The organism is Methylobacterium terrae (assembly GCF_003173755.1).
In the GTDB taxonomy this organism is placed as follows: domain Bacteria; phylum Pseudomonadota; class Alphaproteobacteria; order Rhizobiales; family Beijerinckiaceae; genus Methylobacterium; species Methylobacterium terrae.
The window spans coordinates 3,072,074-3,090,013 of the sequence record NZ_CP029553.1; the positions used below are offsets into that span (position 1 = coordinate 3,072,074).

Consider the following 17,940-nt stretch of genomic DNA (forward strand, 5'->3'; position numbering starts at 1 on the left):
CGGGCCGGGGCCGGGCGACGCCCGGACCGTCGGATAGCCCGTGAGGAGGTTGCGTGCGGCCTCAGAGCGACTTCAGCAGCGTCTCGGCCCCGGACAGGTCCGCCTTCGAGGGCGCGTCCTCGACGTTGAGCACCCGCACCACGCCGTCCTCGACCAGCATGGCGTAGCGCTTCGAGCGCACGCCGAGGCCGAAGCCGGTGCCGTCCATGTCGAGGCCGAGCGCCTTGGCGAAGTCGCCGTTGCCGTCGGCCAGGAACTCGATGCCCTCGGCGCCGGCGGCCTTCGACCAGGCCTCCAGCACGAACACGTCGTTGACCGAGGTCACCGCGATCGCGTCGACGCCGCGGGCCAGGATGTCGTCGCGCCGGGTGACGTAGCCGGGGAGGTGGTTGCGGTGGCAGGTCGGCGTGAAGGCGCCCGGCACCGCCACCAGCACCACCCGGCGGCCCTTGAACACGTCGTCGGTGGTCTTCGCCGCCGGGCCCTCGGGGCCCATGACCCGGAAGGTCGCCTGGGGCAGGTGATCGCCGACCTGGATCGTCATCGTGCTCTCCTCGCGGAAACGTTCCGGGCCGGCCCCGCCGGGACCTCGAGCCCGGGCGGGGTCTAGCGCGGCGGTCCGGGCGAGTCGAGGCGGGCATCCCCGAAGCCCGAGGCTCGAGGCCCGGGCCCCCGCGGCAAGCGGTGCCGGAGCCACGGGCGCCTCCGCGCGTTCACCCCCCGAGGCGGGCTATGGACAACGCCGGGGCGGGGCGTAGCATGGGCATCATGCGCAGCAGATTTCCTCAGGACCTTCTCTCCCAGGACGCCGCCGGCCAGGATGCCGGAGCGGGCCCGGACCCGCGCGCCGGGGCGCGGGGCGAGAGCGGGGAGGCGCCGGGCCGCGGCGCGCCGAGCTACCTCGACGGGCAGCTCCTCGTCGCGATGCCGGGCATGGTCGACGAGCGCTTCTCGCGCTCGGTGATCTACCTCTGCGCGCACTCGGCCGAGGGGGCGATGGGGATCATCGTCAACAAGCCGGCCGCCGACCTGAACATGCCGGACCTCCTGGTCCAGCTCGACATCATCGCCCAGGACGACGCGATCCGCCTGCCGGGCCGGGTGGGCCACATGCCGGTGCTGATGGGCGGGCCGGTCGAGGCGAGCCGGGGCTTCGTGCTGCACTCGCCCGACTTCCACATCGACCAGTCGACCCTGCTGATCGACGACGGCATCTGCCTCACCGCGACGATCGAGATCCTGCGGGCGATCGCCGTCGGCAAGGGACCGGCGAGCGCGGTGCTGGCGCTGGGCTATGCCGGCTGGCAGGCCGGCCAGCTCGAGAGCGAGATCCAGGCCAACGGCTGGCTGCACTGCCCGGCCGACCCGGACCTGATCTTCAACACCGCCCTCGAGACCAAGTACGACCGGGCCCTGCGCGGCATCGGCATCGAGCCCGCGATGCTCTCGGCCACGGCCGGCCACGCCTGACGGGGCGCGACTTACCCGCCCGGCCGGCACCCGCGGCGCGCTACTGGTCCTGCGCGCCGGCCTCGAAGCCCGGGTTCATCCCCTCGACCGCCGGAGCGGGGCGCTTGCGCGCCGCCGGCCGCGGCGCGTTGCTCGCCGTCGGCGCCGCGCCCGACAGGCCGAGGCGGGTGGCGAGCGAGAGTGCCCGCGCCTCGGAGAAGCGCAGGTGGCAGAAGCCGTGCGAGCCCTCGCGCACGTAGGCCCGGCACAGCTGCTCGCGGTCGGACGAGAAGGCGGCCTGCTCGGTCACGATCGGCCGCACGTCCTCGCGCCGGGCGCGCTGGGTCATCACCTTGTAGTTCTCGCGCACCGCCTTGTCGGCGACGCCGCGGGCCGAATCGAATTCCTGCGCCCGCGGCAGCAGCGTCGCGGCGCCGGGCCCCCACAGGCCCTTCGGGGTGGTGGCGCAGTCGGAGGCCGTGAAGACGCACGATTCCGCCTCGGCGAGCGGCGTGACCATCACGCTGCCCTCCAGGATCTCGAATCGCAGCGGGCAGGCCGGGCCGGACGAGGCGAGCTGGGTCACGCCGCTGGGCTTGCCCTGGTCGGCGAGCGCGAGCGGCTGCCCGTCGTTGATCGCGACCTTGCAGCTCTCCGTCGGCTGCGAGACCTTCGTGCCGGCGAGCGTCACGCGGGCGGTGAAGCCGGCGCCGGCGCGATCCAGGCGGAGCGAGCCGGCATTGCCGTTCTGTTGCAGGTCCTGGCCGAGCACGGCGTCGTCGCTGGGGGTCTTGAGCACCACGGGCTTCGGCGGCGCCGGCGGCGCCGGGGCCGGCCGGGGCGCGGCCTCGGGCGGCACCTCGCCGGGGGCGCCCGGGACCCGTCCGCCCGGCACCGGCGCCGGGGGGACCGGGGGGCGGGCGGCGCGGCCGATGCCGAACAGCTCCTCGAGGAAGGACTGGGCCGAGGCCGGGGCCGGCGCCACCATCAGGACCGCCGCGAGGGGCAGGGCCGCCAGAACGGGCAGGGCCACCGGGCGGGGGGAGGGGCGAACGGGCTGCATCAGGCTCCAGGCGCAGGCGACGGGACACAGGCAACGGGATAAACGTGCCGCACGGTCCTAGCATGGGGTCCGTGGCACGGGCGTGGCAAGGCCGCAACATTGTCGTGGCGGCTTGGCCGTAGGAGCTTGGCCGTCGGAGCTTGGTCGTGGGAGCGCCGCCGTCCCGGTCCCGACGCCGCGATGCGGCGGTGCCGGCTCGGGACCGCGGGAGCCCGGCAACGATCGGGAAAACAGAAGGGCCGCGCGAGGCCCGATTCCGGGCACGCCGCACGGCCCGGCTCGCCTTGCGGCTCCGAAAAGGCCTTCTTATATCCGGCTCGGCGCGGGCAACGCCCCCGCTCGCCGGGTTCCCGGCGAAGCGCGGTCCGGTCCGGCCCGCCCCGGCTCAAACCATTCGACAAGTACCGCCATGGGCCGAGCTGCTTCGGGGCTCGGCGGTCTGCTTAAAAAACACCAACGAGGGATCCCACCATGGGTAAAGTGATCGGCATCGACCTTGGCACCACCAACAGCTGCGTGGCCGTGATGGAAGGCACGCAGCCCAAGGTCATCGAGAACGCGGAAGGCGCGCGCACCACCCCGTCGATCGTCGCCTTCACGGATGACGGCGAGCGGCTCGTCGGCCAGCCGGCCAAGCGCCAGGCGGTGACGAACCCCGAGCGCACCTTCTTTGCCATCAAGCGCCTCATCGGCCGTACCTACGACGACCCGATGACGCAGAAGGACAAGGGGCTCGTCCCCTACAAGATCGCCCGCTCGAACGGCGGCGACGCCTGGGTCGAGGCGGACGGCAAGTCCTACTCGCCGTCGCAGATCTCCGCCTTCACCCTGCAGAAGATGAAGGAGACGGCCGAGTCGTATCTCGGCCAGCCGGTCACCCAGGCGGTCATCACCGTCCCGGCCTACTTCAACGACGCCCAGCGCCAGGCCACCAAGGACGCCGGCAAGATCGCCGGGCTCGAGGTGCTGCGCATCATCAACGAGCCGACCGCGGCGGCGCTCGCCTACGGCCTCGACAAGAAGAAGGCCGGCCTGATCGCGGTCTACGACCTCGGCGGCGGCACCTTCGACGTCTCGATCCTCGAGATCGGCGACGGCGTGTTCGAGGTGAAGTCGACCAACGGCGACACCTTCCTGGGCGGCGAGGACTTCGACAACCGCATCGTCGAGTACCTCTCGGCCGAGTTCAAGCGCGAGCAGGGCATCGACCTGACCAAGGACAAGCTCGCCCTCCAGCGTCTCAAGGAGGCCGCCGAGAAGGCGAAGATCGAGCTGTCCTCGGCGACCCAGACCGAGATCAACCTGCCCTACATCACCGCCGACGCGAGCGGCCCGAAGCACCTGGCGCTGAAGCTCAGCCGCGCCAAGTACGAGTCCCTCGTCGACGACCTGGTGCAGCGCACGATCGAGCCCTGCCGCAAGGCGCTCAAGGATGCGGGCGTCTCGGCCGCCGAGATCGACGAGGTGGTGCTCGTCGGCGGCATGACCCGCATGCCGAAGGTCCAGGAGCAGGTGAAGACCTTCTTCGGCAAGGAGCCCCACAAGGGCGTCAACCCGGACGAGGTCGTGGCGATCGGCGCCGCGGTGCAGGCCGGCGTGCTCCAGGGCGACGTCAAAGACGTGCTGCTCCTCGACGTGACCCCGCTCTCGCTCGGCATCGAGACGCTCGGCGGCGTGTTCACCCGCCTCATCGACCGCAACACCACCATCCCGACCAAGAAGTCGCAGGTGTTCTCGACGGCCGAGGACAACCAGAACGCGGTCACCATCCGGGTCTTCCAGGGTGAGCGCGAGATGGCGGCCGACAACAAGCTGCTCGGCCAGTTCGACCTCGTCGGCATCCCGCCGGCCCCGCGCGGCCTGCCGCAGATCGAGGTGACCTTCGACATCGACGCCAACGGCATCGTCAACGTGACGGCCAAGGACAAGGCGACGGGCAAGGAGCACCAGATCCGCATCCAGGCCTCGGGCGGCCTGTCCGACGCCGACATCCAGCGCATGGTGCAGGAGGCGGAGGCCAACGCGGCCGACGACAAGAAGCGCCGCGAGCTGGTCGAGGTGAAGAACCAGGGCGAGAGCCTGATCCACGCCACCGAGAAGTCGGTGACCGAGCACGGCGACAAGGTCCCGGCCTCCGACAAGGCCGCGATCACCACCGCCATCGACGCCCTGCGCCAGTCGCTGGCCGGCGAGGACGTCGAGCAGATCAAGGCCCGCACCACCGACCTGATGCAGGCCTCGATGAAGCTCGGCGAGGCGATGTACGCGGCGAGCCAGGCCGCCGGTCCGGACGCCGCCCCGGGCGGGGCCCCGGGCGGGGAGGCCAAGAAGGACGACGTCATCGACGCCGACTTCCAGGAGGTCGACGACAAGGACCAGAAGAAGCGGGCGTAAAAACACGCCTTGAGGTTGCCGCACGGATCTGAGATCCGTGCGGCCCAGTGATTTGCAGCGCGACCCGGTCCCCGGCGCCGAAAACGGCGCCGGGGACCGGACGTGTATGGACGATGCCCGACGGGGATACGGCGGGGCCGGGGACAGGAATGTCGAAGCGCGACTACTACGAGGTGCTGGGCGTCGCCCGGACCGCGACCGACGGTGAGATGAAGTCGGCCTTCCGCAAGCTGGCGATGGTCTACCACCCCGACCGCAACCCCGGCGACAAGGAGGCCGAGCTCAAGTTCAAGGAGCTCAACGAGGCCTACCAGTGCCTGTCCGACGGGCAGAAGCGCGCCGCCTACGACCGCTTCGGCCACGCCGCCTTCTCGCAGGGCGGGCAGGGCGGCCCCGGATTCGGCAACGAGTTCGGCGACTTCATGTCGGACATCTTCGACACGTTCTTCGGCGATGCCCGCGGCGGCCCGGGCGGCGGGCGGCCGGGCGGGGCCGCGGGCGGGCGCCCCGGCGGCGGACGCGAGCGCGGCGCCGACCTGCGCTACAATCTCGAGATCAGCCTCGAGGAGGCCTTCACCGGCAAGACCGAGACGATCAAGATGCCGACCTCGGTCACCTGCGAGGTCTGCGCCGGCTCGGGCGCCAAGGCCGGCTCGAAGCCCAAGACCTGCCCGACCTGCGCCGGCTACGGCCGCGTGCGGGCGGCGCAAGGGTTCTTCGCCATCGAGCGCACCTGCCCGGCCTGCCAGGGCCGCGGCGAGATCATCGAGGATCCGTGCCCGGCCTGCTCGGGCGCCGGCCGCGTCACCCGCGAGCGCACGCTGTCGATCAACGTGCCGGCGGGCGTCGACGACGGCCTGCGCATTCGCCTGGCCGGCGAGGGCGAATCGGGCCTGCGCGGGGGACCTGCGGGGGACCTCTACATCTTCCTGGCGATCAAGCCCCACCCGTTCTTCCAGCGCGACGGCGCCGACCTGTTCTGCCGCGTGCCGATCTCGATGGTGACGGCGGCGCTCTCGGGCGAGATCACCGTGCCGGTGATCGACGGCTCGCACACCTCGGTCCGGGTCCCGGCCGGCACCCAGACCAACAAGCAGTTCCGCCTCAAGGGCAAGGGCATGCCGGTGCTGCGCTCGCGCGACGTCGGCGACCTCTACATCCAGGTCTTCGTCGAGACGCCGCAGAACCTCACCAAGCGCCAGCGCGAACTCCTGCAGGAATTCGACACCCACGGCACCCAGGCCGACAACCACCCGGAGAGCGCCGGCTTCTTCTCCCGGGTCAAGGAGTTCTTCGACGGCCTCAGCGGCTCGGGCCGCGCCTGATCTCCGAGGCGTGGCTGAGGCCGCACCCGATCCGACGATCCCGCGAACCGGGGCAGCCGTCGCGCGTTCTCCCGCGCGAGCGGGATTGCGGGGTTCGCGGGCCTCGTTCCGGGCGCCCAGGCTTGACGGCGGCGCGCCTTTGAACGACAGCCGTTCACCAACCGACTTTTCGCGTGTTCAAGGGTCTTCGGTCTTGCCTTTGCCTCGCCGATCCAGGGCCAAAGCCATCGCGGTCACCAGCCCGGTGTCCCACCCGCGGCCCCAGAAGCGCGACATCCTGGAGGACGAGGCGCGGTTCCTGCGCTCCTGGTTCGAGCGGCCCCTGGTCACCGGCGCCGTGACGCCGTCCGGCCGGATGCTCGCCCGCACCATGGCCTCCTACGTCGATCCGCGCCTGACCGGGCCGGTGATCGAGCTCGGGCCGGGCACCGGCCCGGTGACCGACGCGCTGGTGCGCCGCGGCATCGCCCCCGAGCGCCTGGTGCTCGTCGAGTACAACCCGGATTTCTGCAAGCTGCTGCGCCGGCGCTTCCCCAAGGCCACGGTGCTGCAGGGCGACGCCTACGACATCCGGGCGACGCTCGCCGGGGTCGTCGACGAGCCCGCCTGCGCGACGATCTCGAGCCTGCCGCTGTTCACCAAGCCGCTGGAGCAGCGCCTCGACCTCCTGAGCGCGGTGCACGACCTGATGCATCCGGACGCGCCGTTCGTGCAGTTCACCTACGCGGTGGTACCGCCGATCCCGGCGAAGTCCACGACCTACACTGCCAGCCGCTCGAACAAGGTGTGGCTCAACCTGCCGCCGGCGCGGGTCTGGGTGTACCGCCGGCCCTGACGGGGCCGGGGCTCGACCGTCCTATCGACTGTTCTCCGAAGCGGTTCTCGTCCGCGACCTCATCCCGAGGTCGCAGATGGGGAGTGGGTGAGGAGCTTCGACGGGACGCGCCTCACGCCTTCTCCCACTGCTTCTCGATGATCGTGTAGACCTTGTCGCTGAGGTTGATGTCCATCTCGACGAGGCCGATCGTGGCCTTCACCCGGCTCAGGGTCTCGGCGAGCTGGAGCACCGGCTCGGGTACGCGCCGCTCGGGCAGGGCCGGTCCCTCGAGCGTCAGCACGTCGGCGAGCATCGCCGTGTAGGCGCCCCAGAAGTGCTGGTGGCCGATGACGTGGAAGCGCGACAACGCCTCGATCGCCAGCGTCCAGTGCCCGGGCTTCATCGTCTCCCCGGGATGGGTGCAGGAGAGGTCGCGGGTGAGCGGGTTCTCCAGCCAGGCGTAGGTCTCCATGTCGATGCGGTCAAAGCCCTTGCGCAGGGCCGAGACGCTGCCGAGGTCGAGCCCCGCCGCGAAGGCGCTGGGGCCCTGGAGGTGGTCGACGCGCCAGCTCTGCGCCGGATCCTTGCCGATCTCCGCCATCCGGCGCAGCCACAGGATGCGCTTGGCGAGCTCGACGTAGGGATCGACGACCAGGATCGTCTTCACGTACTCGCCCGCCTGGACCACATCCTCGTAGCGCTTCAGCAGCAGGCTGCCCTGCAGCAGCATCGAATCGCTGTACTTGATGTCGATGATGCAGCGCAGGAGGTCGAAATGGATGTCGTGGATGCCGAAATACGCCAGCGCGAATTCCGGAAAGAGCATCTCGCGGGCGATGTTGTCCTGGTTGATCGTATAGTCGAGCGAGAGCACGCGGGACGGGCGGAAGGGCGCGCCGGTGCGGTGCCGGTAGAGCAGGATGTTGGTGTCGGCGTCGTAGATCTCGTAGCGCTCGGCCCGGTCGAGGCCGGGGCAGCTCTCGCCGTCGAGCTTGAAGCCGCACATGCCGTGGGCGTGCCAGCCGAACTCCTTGAGCTGCGGGTAGTGCACCCAGGCCTCGATCACGGCTTCCTGCGTCCGGTCCATGACGACGCGCAGGCGCGGCGTGAGGCGCATGTCGTCGGGCGCGATCCAGAGGTCGAAGCTCGCCGGGCCGACGACGTTGAAGTTGAATCGCATGCTGCTTGCTAGGCTGAAGACCGGGTGCCGGCAAGCGCGCCGGCGCATGGGGTGGTCGCGCCGGCAGGGTAGCAGCTTCGCGGGGTGAGATCATCCCGGCACCGCCCCCCGACCGGCGGTGGGCGAGGGCGGGGGCGCTCTTGCGGCCCCGGGCCCGGCGGGTGTTGATGCGGCATGTCCGACCTGTTCGCCTCCGCGGGCCTCGACCGCGACGCTCCCCGCCCCCTCGCCGACACCCTGCGGCCGACGACCCTGGCCGAGGTGGTCGGGCAGGAGCACCTGACCGGGGAAGGGGGGGCGCTCACCCGGCTCCTGCGCGGGCGCAACCTCGGCTCGCTGATCCTGTGGGGACCGCCGGGCACCGGCAAGACCACGGTGGCGCGCCTCCTCGCCGGCGAGACCGACCTGCATTTCGAGCAGATCTCGGCGATCTTCTCCGGCGTCGCCGAGCTCCGGAAGGTGTTCGAGGCGGCGCGCGCCCGGCGGGCGGCGGGCCGCGGCACGCTGCTCTTCGTCGACGAGATCCACCGCTTCAACCGGGCCCAGCTCGACGCCTTCCTGCCGGTGGTCGAGGACGGCACCGTGACGCTCGTCGGCGCCACCACCGAGAACCCGTCCTTCGAGCTGAACGCGGCGCTCCTCTCCCGCGCCCGGGTGCTGGTCTTCCGCGCCCTCGACGAGGCGGCGGTCGCACGGCTCCTCGACCGGGCCGAGGCGGTGACCGGCCGGGCGCTGCCGCTCGATGCGGAGGCCCGCGCGGTCCTGGTGCGGATGGCCGACGGCGACGGGCGGGCGGCCCTGACGCTGGCCGAGGAGGTCTGGCGCTCGACGGCGCCCGGCGAGACCCTGGATGCGGCCCTGCTGCAGGAGCTGATCCAGCGCCGCGCCCCCGTCTACGACAAGGCGCAGGAGGGCCACTACAACCTGATCTCCGCGCTGCACAAGACGATCCGCGGCTCGGATCCGGACGCCGCCCTGTACTACCTCTGCCGGATGCTCGATGCCGGCGAGGACCGGCTGTTCATCGCCCGCCGGCTGGTACGGGCGGCGGTGGAGGATGTCGGGCTCGCCGACCCGCAGGCGCTCGCGGTGGCGAACGCCGCCAAGGAGGCGTTCGACTTCCTCGGCTCGCCGGAGGGCGAACTGGCGCTCGCGCAGGCGGCGGTCTACCTCGCCACGGCGCCGAAATCGAACGCGCTCTACACCGCCTACAAGGCCGCGACCCGCACCGCCAAGGAGCACGGCTCGCTGCCGCCGCCCCGCACCATCCTCAACGCCCCGACCAAGCTGATGCGCAAGCTCGGCTACGGCGAGGGCTACCGCTACGACCACGACGAGCCCGACGCCTTCTCGGGCCAGGATTACTGGCCCGAGCGGCTCGGGCGGCAGAGGTTCTACGCGCCGACCGACCGCGGCTTCGAGCGCCGCATCGCCGAGCGGCTGGAGTGGTGGGAGGCGGCGCGCCGGGAGCGCGCGGGCGAGGAACCGGGACGCGAGACATCGTGACCGCCGTGTGAACAACCGGATCGGGAGGCGTTGACGGGCCGCGCTCCCCCGGGTCAGCCTGCGGCGATGAGACAGACTCTGCCGCGACCCCTCCCGCGACGGCGGGCGCGATGACGGCCCGCGTGCTCTCGATCGCCAACTGCAAGGGCGGCACCGGCAAGACGACCTCCGCGGTCAACCTCGCGGCCGAGCTCGGCGCCCGGGGCTACCGGGTGCTGGTGGTGGATCTCGATCCGCAGGGCCATGCGGGCCTCGGCCTCGGGGTGAGCGCCCGGCTCGGCTCGGCCAATGCCCACACGCCGCTGCTGCGGGCCGGCATCGATCTCAGCGGCGCCGCGCAGGCGACCGGGGAGGACAACGTCGCGGTGGTGCCGGCCGACCGCGGCTTCGACGGGCAGCTCGGCAACGGCGACATCCGCTGCATCGCCGCGGCGCTCGGCGCCTTATGCCGGATCCACGACCTGGTGCTGATCGACGTGCCGCCGGCCGCGGCCGCACTCACGGTCTGCGCCCTGATGGCGAGCGACGGCGTGGTGGTCCCCACCACCCTCGATCCCCTCGGCCTCGAGGGCGTGCGCCAGTTCGCCCGGTCCTACCACGACACGATGCTGCGCTTCCGCGCCGCCCCGCTCGGCCTCGCCATCGCGCCGATGCGGATCGACCTGCGCACCAACGTCGAGCGCGAGACCCTCGGCCAGTTGCGCACCGCCTTCGGGCCGGGCCAGATGGTGCGGGGCGTGCGCACCGACGTGGCGGTGAGCGAGGCCTTCGCCCGGCGCCAGCCGGTGCGGCGCTACCGGCCCCGCGCCCGCGCCGCGGAGGATTTTTCCGCGCTCGCCGACGACCTGGTGCAGCGCTTCGGCATCGATTGCGCCGCCGCCTTCGCGGAGCCGGCCTACGCCCGGCCCGAGGGCTTTTCGCGAGGAATTTCCTGGCGCTGACCCGTCGGCGGCGACTCGTCGGGCGTGACGGAAGGGCTCGCGGGTGCTACGAGCCGCCGCATGACGAAGCCTCCTTCTCGCGGCGGTACCGGGCGGTCGCGGACCGGCCCGGGCGGACCCGCCCGCCCGCCGCGGGCCCGCACCGGACCGCGCAACACCGCCCGCGACGCCGCCGAGCGCGCCGCCGGCCTGGTGGTCTCCAGCCGGGCCGCGCCCGGCAAGTCCTCTCCTGGCAAGTCCTCTGCCGGCAAGTCCTCTGCCGGCAAGTCCTCTGCCGGCAAATTCGCTCCTGCGAAGTTCGCTCCTGCCGGGGCCGCTCCTGCGCGCCCCGCCTTCGGCCGCGACATGAGCGACGCCGCCCCCTGGGAGCGCGACGAGGCGCCGGCCCGCGCGCCGGCCGGAATTCCCGGCAAGCCGAGATCCGACCGGCCGAGATCCGACCGGCCGCGCACCGGCACGGCGCCGGACCGCGCGCCCCGCGCCGCCGCCGAGGACCGCCCGCCGGCCCGGCCGCGCCGGGCCGAGGGCCAGGACGAGCGCCGGAGCGAGCGCCGGGACACCGCCGAGGCGCCGCGCCGCGTCTCGGCGGAGGCCCATGCCCCGTCATCCAAGCCCCCGACCCGCCGGGCGCTGCGCGAGGCGACCGCCGAGGCGCTCGCCACCGGCGTGCAGACCCTGGAGGTGACGCCGGACGAGGCCGGGATGCGCATCGACCGCTTCCTCTCGGCCCGCTTCCCGCAGCTGCCCTTCACCCGCATCCAGAGCCTGGTGCGCAAGGGCGAGCTGCGCGTCAACGGCAAGCGCGCCAAGGCCGCCGACCGGGTCGAGCCCGGCGCCAGCGTGCGGGTGCCGCCCTTGAGCCTCGAGGCCCGCGCGCCGGCACCCGGCTCGCCGCGGGCGGAGGGCGATCTCGCCTTCCTGCGCTCCCTGATCCTCTACGAGGACCAGGACATGATGGTGCTCAACAAGCCCTTCGGCCTCGCGGTCCAGGGCGGCTCGGGCACCACCCGCCACGTCGACGGCCTCTTGGAGGCGATGCGCGGCGAGGACGGCCAGAAGCCGCGCCTCGTCCACCGCCTCGACAAGGACACGGCGGGCTGCCTGATCATCGCCAAGACCCGGCTTGCCGCGGCGACGCTCGCCAAGACCTTCCGGTCGCGGGCGGCGCGCAAGATCTACTGGGCGCTCGCCGCCGGGGTGCCGAAGGTGCGCCAGGGCCGAATCTCGACCTACCTCGCCAAGGAGGAGATCGGCGACGCCGATGCCCGGATGCGGGTGGCCAAGCACGGCGACGAGGGGGCGAGCCACGCACTCACCTACTACGCCGTGGTCGACCAGGCCGGGCAGAAGCTCGCCTGGCTCTCGCTGAAGCCGGTCACCGGGCGCACCCACCAGCTGCGGGCGCATGCGGCCCATATCGGCCACCCGCTCGTCGGCGACCCGAAATACTTCGACATCGAGAACTGGGAACTGCCCGGGGGCCTGCAGAACCGCCTGCACCTGCTCGCCCGGCGCATCGTGATTCCCCATCCGCGCACCGCCAAGCCGATCGACGTGACCGCGCCCCTGCCGCCCCACATGGCGCAGAGCTGGAACCTGCTCGGCTTCGACGCCTCGCGCTACGACCCGATCGTCGAGGCGCCGGAGGCGTGACGGCGCGGGCGTCCGATCTCGGCCTTCCCTTGGGACTCGGCCTTCCCTTGGGAATGGAGGCCTTGGCAGGACGCCCGCGCGCCTTATTCTCAGGATCGGCCGTCGCGAGCACAGGCGCCAGCGCGGGCCCGCGGCCCATCCGGGAGTGAGACAAGCCAGATGAGACCCGCCGCGCTCGCCAGCCTCGGCCTGATCGGATTCCTCGCCGTCGCCGGAACGGCGCAGGCCCAGCCCGTTCCCGCCGCCCCGGCGCAGTCGGAGCCGGCCACGGCACCGGCTGCCCGGACTGACGGCAAGCCCGCCGACGGGCGCGCGACGCCGACGGACGGCCGATCCGCGCCCGCCAATGCCCGTACTCCTGAGGCGCGGCCCGCCGCGCCCGAGCGGACTGCCGCGCCGCGCCGGCGCCGGCCGAGCTACGCCGCCTGCAACCGCGCCTCGCAGCGGCGCAGCCTGCATGGCGGCGCACGGCGCCGCTTCCTCATCCGCTGTCGCCTGGGCTATGAGCGGATCCAGCCGGGCCAGCCGGCCCGCACGAGACCCTGACGAGGCGGCCCCCGGCGGGGAGACCTCGGCGGGGACGGGCGGGGCCGCGCCCGGTACGGAACGAGGCAGCCCCGGACCCATGCTCCTGATCGTCTTCGACGTCGACGGTACCCTGGTCGACAGCCAGCACCTGATCGTGGCGGCGCAAGCCGAGGCCTTCGCGGCGGTCGGGCTTCCGGCGCCGACGCGGGAGCGCTCGCTGTCGGTGGTCGGGCTCTCGCTGCCGCAGGCCTTCACCGCCCTCGTCGGCGCCGACGGGCCGGTGGTCGCCCTGTCGGAAGCCTACAAGCAGGCCTTCGGCCGGCTGCGGGCCCGGGCCGAGATCCGCGAGACGCTGTTTCCCGGGGCCGCCGCGCTGCTGGCGCGGCTCAACCGCGACCCGGCGGTGCAGCTCGGCATCGCCACCGGCAAGTCCCGTCGCGGCGTCGACCACCTCGTCGCGCTGCACGGCTGGGAGGGCTGGTTCGCGACGGTGCAGACCGCCGACGACGCCCCCTCGAAGCCGCACCCGGCGATGCTGGAGCAGGCGATGGCCGAGACCGGGACCGAGCCCGCCCGCACGGTGATGATCGGCGATTCGACCTACGACATGATGATGGCGCGCGGCGCCCACGTCACCGCCCTCGGCGTCGCCTGGGGCTATCACACCCCGGACGCGCTGCGGGCGGCCGGCGCCCACGCGGTGCTGGACAGCATGGCGGCGCTCGAAGCCACCCTGCTTGAGCGGATCGCGGCGGCGTGAGCCCGCCTCGCAACCGCCGGCCCGAGCCCCTATCTGGATGTCCATGACCAACGACGTGACCCGCGACTGGCTCGGGGATCCGGAGGGCACGCCCGATCCGGTCCGCGCCGCCCGCCAATCGGCGAAGCCCGCGCTGCCGAAGCGCTTCTACACGGAGGCCGGCGTCGCGCCGGGCGAGGACGGGTTCCGCCTGGTCCTCGACGGCCGCCCGGCGCTCACCCCCGCCCGCCGGCGCCTCGCGGTGCCGCAGGCGGCCCTCGCCGAGGCCCTCGCCGAGGAATGGGGGGCGCAGGAGGAGTTCATCGATCCGGCGCGGATGCCGCTCACCCGCCTCGTCAACTCGGCCCTCGACGGGGTGGCCGAGCGGCGCGAGGCGGTGGTCGACGACCTCGCGGCCTATGCGGGCACCGACCTCCTGGTCTACCGGGCCGGCGACCCGGCGCGGCTCGTGGCGGCGCAAGGCGTGGCCTGGGACCCGGTGCTCGACTGGGCGCACGAAACCCTGGGCGCCCGGTTCGTGCTGAGCGAGGGGGTGATGCACGTCACGCAGCCGGACGCGTCGCTCCAGGCGGTGCGCCGGGCGATCGAGGCGGTGGCGAGCCCGACGGCGCTCGCCGGCCTCCACTCGATGACGACCCTGACCGGCTCGGTGCTGATCGCGCTCGCCGTCCTCCACGGCCGCCTGACGCCTCAGGAGGGATGGGCGGCCGCCCATGTCGACGAGACTTTCCAGGCCGAGGTCTGGGGCCGGGACGCGGAGGCCGAGGCGCGCCTCGACAAGCGCCGGGGCGAGTTCGAGGCGGCGGCGCGGGTGGCGGCGTTGAGCGCCTGAGGCGGGCCGGGGCAGGCTGCCCCGGCCTCACGGGCTCACTTCTTGAGCGAGCCGGTGGCGATGTCGGCGTTCGGGTCGATCATCTGGGGCACCGACGGACCGAAGGCGACGAGGCCGCTGGCGTCGATGCCGCGCACGTCCACCTCGGCGCCCGGCGCCATCCGGGGCAGGGCGGCGAAGAGCGGCATGCCGCTCGGCACGCTGTCCGAGAAGCCCGGCACGTCGAGCGCCGGAATGCCGGCCTGGTCGAGGGTGGTGCCCTCGGCGCGGGCGGCGGCGGAACCGGCCAGCACGAGGCCGGCCGCGATCACGGTCTTGAGAAACATCCCCGGTTCTCCGCTGCTGAAGCATGTCTTGGCTAGACAATGCGCGAACCCCGGCCGCGGTTCTCGACGGAAAAACTTATCCGGCGGCGCGCCAGACCGGCTCCGGCGCCGCGACGGCCGGCAGCTGGTGGAACAGGTGGAAGCCGCAGGTCTCGGCGCCGCGCTCCGCCACCTCGGCCGAGAAGCCGGGTGGCGCCTCGGACGGAGCGGCGATGCTGCCGGCGAAGGTCCAGGCCTCGCCGGTCACGAAGGCCGGGACCGGAAAGTCGTTCGGCACGGCGCAGACCAGGTCCGGCTCCTCGCGCCGGCGGAACAGGTTGTAGGTCGGCCAGCGGCGCACCGTCCGCGGTCGGGTGCGGGTGAACTCTGCACGAGTGGACTCCGCGCGGGTGAACCCCGAGTTCACGCTGCTCGCAATCATGAGCGGTCTCCCCCCGGTTCCGACCCGTTGCATCTTGGAGCCGATGCATATCCGCCGCGATCGGAACTGCTGATCACATTCGATAAGGTTTGAAGCTTTTCTGAGCAATACTGCCGATACGGCAAAGCCTAGACTAAGCCGTTGCCACCGAAGGTGCAGCCGCGTACCCCTTTCGGACGAGACGCCGGCGCGGCTTCAATTTTTTCGAAGCCCGGCCTCAGTTTTTTCAGTTTTCCTTCGAGGCGGCGCACTTCCATAGTCTTCCTCGACGGGGCGAGCCGGTCCTCGGCGCGGTAACGCGGCGCCGACCGATCCTCGGATCGACCCGTCGCGGCGGCCGAGGACGCGCACCGATTTCACGGGACGGGCGATGCAACGCCCGGACTCAGAGCCCGCAGGGCCGGAGGAGACACCATGGCTGGATCGAGACGTCCGGGACGCAACTTCCTCTTCGTTCCGGGTCCGACCAACATCCCGGAGCGGGTCCAGCGCGCGATGATCGTGCCCTCCGAGGACCACCGCTCGTCGGCCTTTCCCGAATTGACGCTGCCGCTGTTCGAGGAAACCAAGAAGGTCTTCAAGTCCCGCGAGGGCCAGATCTTCCTCTTCCCCTCGACCGGCACCGGCGCCTGGGAAGCGGCGCTCACCAACACGCTCTCCCCCGGCGACCGGGTGCTGGCGCCGCGCTACGGCCAGTTCAGCACGCTGTGGATCGACATGGCCCGCCGGGTCGGCCTCGACGTCGAGATCCAGGAGGAGGCGTGGGGCACCGGCGCCGACCCCGAGCGGATCGAGGAGGCCCTGCGGGCCGACCGCGAGCACCGGATCAAGGCGGTGCTGGTGGTCCACAACGAGACCACCACCGGCGTCACCTCCGACATCGGCGCGGTGCGCCGGGCGATCGACGCGGCGAACCACCCGGCGATGCTCTACGTCGACGGCGTGTCGTCGATCGGCAGCATCGACTTCCGGGCGGAGGAATGGCGGGTCGACTGCGCCATCACCGGCTCGCAGAAGGGCCTGATGCTGCCGGCGGGTCTCGGCATCGTCTGCGTCAGCAAGCGGGCGCTGGAAGCCGCCAAGACCGCCGAGTGCCGGCGCGTCTACTTCGACTTCGCCGACCAGGCCAAGGCCAACGCCACCGGTTACTTCCCCTACACGCCGTCCGTGCCGATGCTCCACGGCCTGCGCGAGGCCCTGGCTTGCGTCGAGGACGAGGGGCTGGAGACCATCTTCGCCCGTCACCGCCGGCTCGCCGACGGCACCCGCGCGGCGGTCAAGGCCTGGGGGCTGACGCTCTGCGCGAAAGAGCCGAAGTGGCACTCCCACACGGTGAGCGCCGTGATGGTGCCGGAGGGGATCAACGGCGCCGAGATCATCGACATCGCCTATCGCCGCTACAACCTCGCCCTCGGCGCCGGCCTGTCGCAGGTGGCGGGCAAGCTGTTCCGCATCGGCCATATCGGCGACCTCAACGAGCTGATGCTGCTCGGTGCGCTCGCCGGCGTCGAGATGGCGATGCAGGATGCGGGCATCCGCATCACCCCCGGCAGCGGCGTCGCGGCGGCGACGGAGCATTTCCGGAGCACGCGGGAGGGTTGAGGCGCGTGTCTCTCCTCTCCCCGCCCGGGGGGGAGAGGAGAGTGATCTACCTCTAAGACCGGCTGCCGGGATCCGGCCCGCCATGCCATTGTGCCGCGCCCCGCCCGCCCCGGGAGCGGGGATCACGAAAAGACCGCCGGAGACCGCCCGACCATGTCCCACCGCATCGTCTTCCTCGACCGCGAGACCCTGGATGCGACCCTGCGGCCCCCGGGCTTCCCGCACGAGTACGTCGAGCACGCGGTGACGGCTCCGGACGAGATCGTCGCGCGGTTGAAGGGCGCCGACATCGCCATCATCAACAAGGTGCCGATGCGCGAGGAGACCCTGTCCCAGCTGCCGGACCTCAAGCTGATCGCGGTCGCGGCGACCGGCACCGACGTGGTCGACAAGGCCTTCGCCAAGTCCCGCGGCATCACGGTCGTCAACATCCGCAACTACGCCTTCAACACCGTGCCGGAGCACGTGATCGGGCTGATCTTCGCCCTGCGCCGGGCGATCGTCCCCTACACCAACTCGGTCCGGCGCGGCGACTGGGCCAAGGCGCGGCACTTCTGCTACTTCGACTACCCGATCCGCGACGTCGCCGGCTCGACGCTCGGCATCGTCGGCTACGGCGCGCTCGGCAAGTCGATCGGCCAGCGGGCGGAAGCGCTTGGCATGCGGGTGCTCGCCTACGACGTGATGCCCCAACCGGGCCTCGTCGACCTCGACACGATCATCCGCGAGAGCGACGTGATCACGCTGCACGCGCCGCTGACGCCCGAGACCCGCAACATGATCGGCCGGGACGAGCTCAAGCGGATGAAGCGCGACGCGATCCTGATCAACACCGCCCGCGGCGGCCTCGTCGACGAGGCGGCGCTGGCGGAAGCCCTGACCGCCGGCACGATCGGCGGCGCCGGCTTCGACGTGCTGACCTCCGAGCCGCCGCGGGACGACAACCCGCTCCTCGCCCTCGACCTGCCGAACCTCATCATCACCCCCCACGTCGCCTGGGCGAGCCGCCAAGCGATGCAGATCCTGGCCGACCAGGTCGTCGACAACATCGAGGCCTTCGTGGCCGGCCGGCCGCAGAACGTGGTGGAGTAGGGCGGGACGGAGCGCTAACCCGCTCTCGCCAACCTCGAAGGATGCCCCGCG

Annotated in this window: 17 protein-coding genes; 12 read left to right on the forward strand and 5 right to left on the reverse strand. The window is 72.1% G+C overall.

Annotated features, from left to right (window positions below; translation table 11 throughout):
* Positions 1 to 61: 61 nt before the first annotated feature.
* On the reverse strand, positions 62 to 544 hold the full coding sequence (locus tag DK419_RS14180) for a peroxiredoxin (RefSeq protein ID WP_109959648.1): 483 nt from the start codon (positions 542 to 544) through the stop codon (positions 62 to 64).
* A gap of 380 nt (positions 545 to 924) precedes the next feature.
* On the opposite strand from DK419_RS14180, the gene DK419_RS14185 reads away from it, so the two are divergent.
* The gene (locus DK419_RS14185; protein WP_109962307.1) at positions 925 to 1,470 is read left to right on the forward strand and encodes a YqgE/AlgH family protein; all 546 of its coding nucleotides are present in this window, start codon (positions 925 to 927) and stop codon (positions 1,468 to 1,470) included.
* A gap of 40 nt (positions 1,471 to 1,510) precedes the next feature.
* On the opposite strand, the gene DK419_RS14190 is transcribed toward DK419_RS14185, so the two are convergent.
* A complete protein-coding gene (locus tag DK419_RS14190) occupies positions 1,511 to 2,512 on the reverse strand; it encodes a hypothetical protein (protein WP_109959649.1) in 1,002 nt (333 codons plus the stop codon).
* A gap of 471 nt (positions 2,513 to 2,983) precedes the next feature.
* Between DK419_RS14190 and dnaK the strand changes: the two genes are divergently transcribed.
* The 3 genes from dnaK (at position 2,984) to DK419_RS14205 (ending at position 7,066) form a co-directional block, all read left to right on the forward strand.
* Complete coding sequence (dnaK, locus tag DK419_RS14195) at positions 2,984 to 4,906, forward strand: molecular chaperone DnaK (protein ID WP_109959650.1); 1,923 nt, start codon at positions 2,984 to 2,986, stop codon at positions 4,904 to 4,906.
* Positions 4,907 to 5,055: 149 nt separating this feature from the next.
* Positions 5,056 to 6,231 carry a molecular chaperone DnaJ gene (dnaJ, locus tag DK419_RS14200; protein ID WP_109959651.1) on the forward strand — a complete coding sequence of 392 codons (1,176 nt, stop codon included), beginning with the start codon at positions 5,056 to 5,058 and terminating at the stop codon, positions 6,229 to 6,231.
* A gap of 193 nt (positions 6,232 to 6,424) precedes the next feature.
* Entirely contained in the window at positions 6,425 to 7,066 is a 642-nt protein-coding gene (locus DK419_RS14205; protein ID WP_208642317.1) for a class I SAM-dependent methyltransferase, read from the forward strand.
* Positions 7,067 to 7,178: 112 nt separating this feature from the next.
* On the opposite strand, the gene DK419_RS14210 is transcribed toward DK419_RS14205, so the two are convergent.
* On the reverse strand, positions 7,179 to 8,228 hold the full coding sequence (locus DK419_RS14210) for a hypothetical protein (protein ID WP_109959653.1): 1,050 nt from the start codon (positions 8,226 to 8,228) through the stop codon (positions 7,179 to 7,181).
* A 174-nt stretch (positions 8,229 to 8,402) separates the two neighbouring features.
* Here DK419_RS14210 and DK419_RS14215 point away from each other — a divergent pair, with 174 nt between their 5' ends.
* From DK419_RS14215 to DK419_RS14240, 6 genes are all read left to right on the forward strand, one after another.
* Positions 8,403 to 9,734 (forward strand): replication-associated recombination protein A, encoded by a 1,332-nt coding sequence (locus DK419_RS14215; RefSeq protein WP_109959654.1) that lies wholly within the window; start codon positions 8,403 to 8,405, stop codon positions 9,732 to 9,734.
* A 110-nt stretch (positions 9,735 to 9,844) separates the two neighbouring features.
* On the forward strand, positions 9,845 to 10,675 hold the full coding sequence (locus tag DK419_RS14220) for a ParA family protein (protein ID WP_109959655.1): 831 nt from the start codon (positions 9,845 to 9,847) through the stop codon (positions 10,673 to 10,675).
* Positions 10,676 to 10,735: 60 nt separating this feature from the next.
* Positions 10,736 to 12,328 carry an RluA family pseudouridine synthase gene (locus DK419_RS14225; protein ID WP_109959656.1) on the forward strand — a complete coding sequence of 531 codons (1,593 nt, stop codon included), beginning with the start codon at positions 10,736 to 10,738 and terminating at the stop codon, positions 12,326 to 12,328.
* Between the two features lie 159 nt (positions 12,329 to 12,487).
* Positions 12,488 to 12,874 (forward strand): serine/threonine protein kinase, encoded by a 387-nt coding sequence (locus DK419_RS14230; RefSeq protein WP_109959657.1) that lies wholly within the window; start codon positions 12,488 to 12,490, stop codon positions 12,872 to 12,874.
* Between the two features lie 79 nt (positions 12,875 to 12,953).
* On the forward strand, positions 12,954 to 13,616 hold the full coding sequence (locus tag DK419_RS14235; RefSeq protein WP_109959658.1) for an HAD-IA family hydrolase: 663 nt from the start codon (positions 12,954 to 12,956) through the stop codon (positions 13,614 to 13,616).
* Positions 13,617 to 13,659: 43 nt separating this feature from the next.
* Positions 13,660 to 14,448, forward strand: a complete 789-nt coding sequence (locus DK419_RS14240; protein WP_109962308.1) for an ATP12 family chaperone protein — start codon at positions 13,660 to 13,662, stop codon at positions 14,446 to 14,448.
* A 35-nt stretch (positions 14,449 to 14,483) separates the two neighbouring features.
* Here DK419_RS14240 and DK419_RS14245 read toward each other — a convergent pair whose 3' ends face one another.
* Both DK419_RS14245 and DK419_RS14250 read right to left on the reverse strand, forming a co-directional pair.
* Positions 14,484 to 14,774, reverse strand: a complete 291-nt coding sequence (locus tag DK419_RS14245; RefSeq protein ID WP_109959659.1) for a hypothetical protein — start codon at positions 14,772 to 14,774, stop codon at positions 14,484 to 14,486.
* A gap of 76 nt (positions 14,775 to 14,850) precedes the next feature.
* Positions 14,851 to 15,195 (reverse strand): hypothetical protein, encoded by a 345-nt coding sequence (locus tag DK419_RS14250; protein WP_245442436.1) that lies wholly within the window; start codon positions 15,193 to 15,195, stop codon positions 14,851 to 14,853.
* Positions 15,196 to 15,609: 414 nt separating this feature from the next.
* Between DK419_RS14250 and DK419_RS14255 the strand changes: the two genes are divergently transcribed.
* On the forward strand, positions 15,610 to 16,797 hold the full coding sequence (locus DK419_RS14255; RefSeq protein ID WP_109959661.1) for an aminotransferase class V-fold PLP-dependent enzyme: 1,188 nt from the start codon (positions 15,610 to 15,612) through the stop codon (positions 16,795 to 16,797).
* A gap of 153 nt (positions 16,798 to 16,950) precedes the next feature.
* A complete protein-coding gene (locus DK419_RS14260) occupies positions 16,951 to 17,889 on the forward strand; it encodes a D-2-hydroxyacid dehydrogenase (RefSeq protein WP_109959662.1) in 939 nt (312 codons plus the stop codon).
* Positions 17,890 to 17,940 lie beyond the last annotated feature (51 nt).

Bases quoted from the DNA above. Each gene is read 5' to 3' on its own strand.
- DK419_RS14180 (WP_109959648.1), bottom strand. From the start codon at position 544: ATGACGATCCAGGTCGGCGATCACCTGCCCCAGGCGACCTTCCGGGTC.
- DK419_RS14185 (WP_109962307.1), top strand. From the start codon at position 925: ATGCCGGGCATGGTCGACGAGCGCTTCTCGCGCTCGGTGATCTACCTC.
- DK419_RS14190 (WP_109959649.1), bottom strand. From the start codon at position 2,512: ATGCAGCCCGTTCGCCCCTCCCCCCGCCCGGTGGCCCTGCCCGTTCTG.
- dnaK (WP_109959650.1), top strand. From the start codon at position 2,984: ATGGGTAAAGTGATCGGCATCGACCTTGGCACCACCAACAGCTGCGTG.
- dnaJ (WP_109959651.1), top strand. From the start codon at position 5,056: ATGTCGAAGCGCGACTACTACGAGGTGCTGGGCGTCGCCCGGACCGCG.
- DK419_RS14210 (WP_109959653.1), bottom strand. From the start codon at position 8,228: ATGCGATTCAACTTCAACGTCGTCGGCCCGGCGAGCTTCGACCTCTGG.
- DK419_RS14215 (WP_109959654.1), top strand. From the start codon at position 8,403: ATGTCCGACCTGTTCGCCTCCGCGGGCCTCGACCGCGACGCTCCCCGC.
- DK419_RS14220 (WP_109959655.1), top strand. From the start codon at position 9,845: ATGACGGCCCGCGTGCTCTCGATCGCCAACTGCAAGGGCGGCACCGGC.
- DK419_RS14225 (WP_109959656.1), top strand. From the start codon at position 10,736: ATGACGAAGCCTCCTTCTCGCGGCGGTACCGGGCGGTCGCGGACCGGC.
- DK419_RS14230 (WP_109959657.1), top strand. From the start codon at position 12,488: ATGAGACCCGCCGCGCTCGCCAGCCTCGGCCTGATCGGATTCCTCGCC.
- DK419_RS14235 (WP_109959658.1), top strand. From the start codon at position 12,954: ATGCTCCTGATCGTCTTCGACGTCGACGGTACCCTGGTCGACAGCCAG.
- DK419_RS14240 (WP_109962308.1), top strand. From the start codon at position 13,660: ATGACCAACGACGTGACCCGCGACTGGCTCGGGGATCCGGAGGGCACG.
- DK419_RS14245 (WP_109959659.1), bottom strand. From the start codon at position 14,774: ATGTTTCTCAAGACCGTGATCGCGGCCGGCCTCGTGCTGGCCGGTTCC.
- DK419_RS14250 (WP_245442436.1), bottom strand. From the start codon at position 15,195: ATGATTGCGAGCAGCGTGAACTCGGGGTTCACCCGCGCGGAGTCCACT.
- DK419_RS14255 (WP_109959661.1), top strand. From the start codon at position 15,610: ATGGCTGGATCGAGACGTCCGGGACGCAACTTCCTCTTCGTTCCGGGT.
- DK419_RS14260 (WP_109959662.1), top strand. From the start codon at position 16,951: ATGTCCCACCGCATCGTCTTCCTCGACCGCGAGACCCTGGATGCGACC.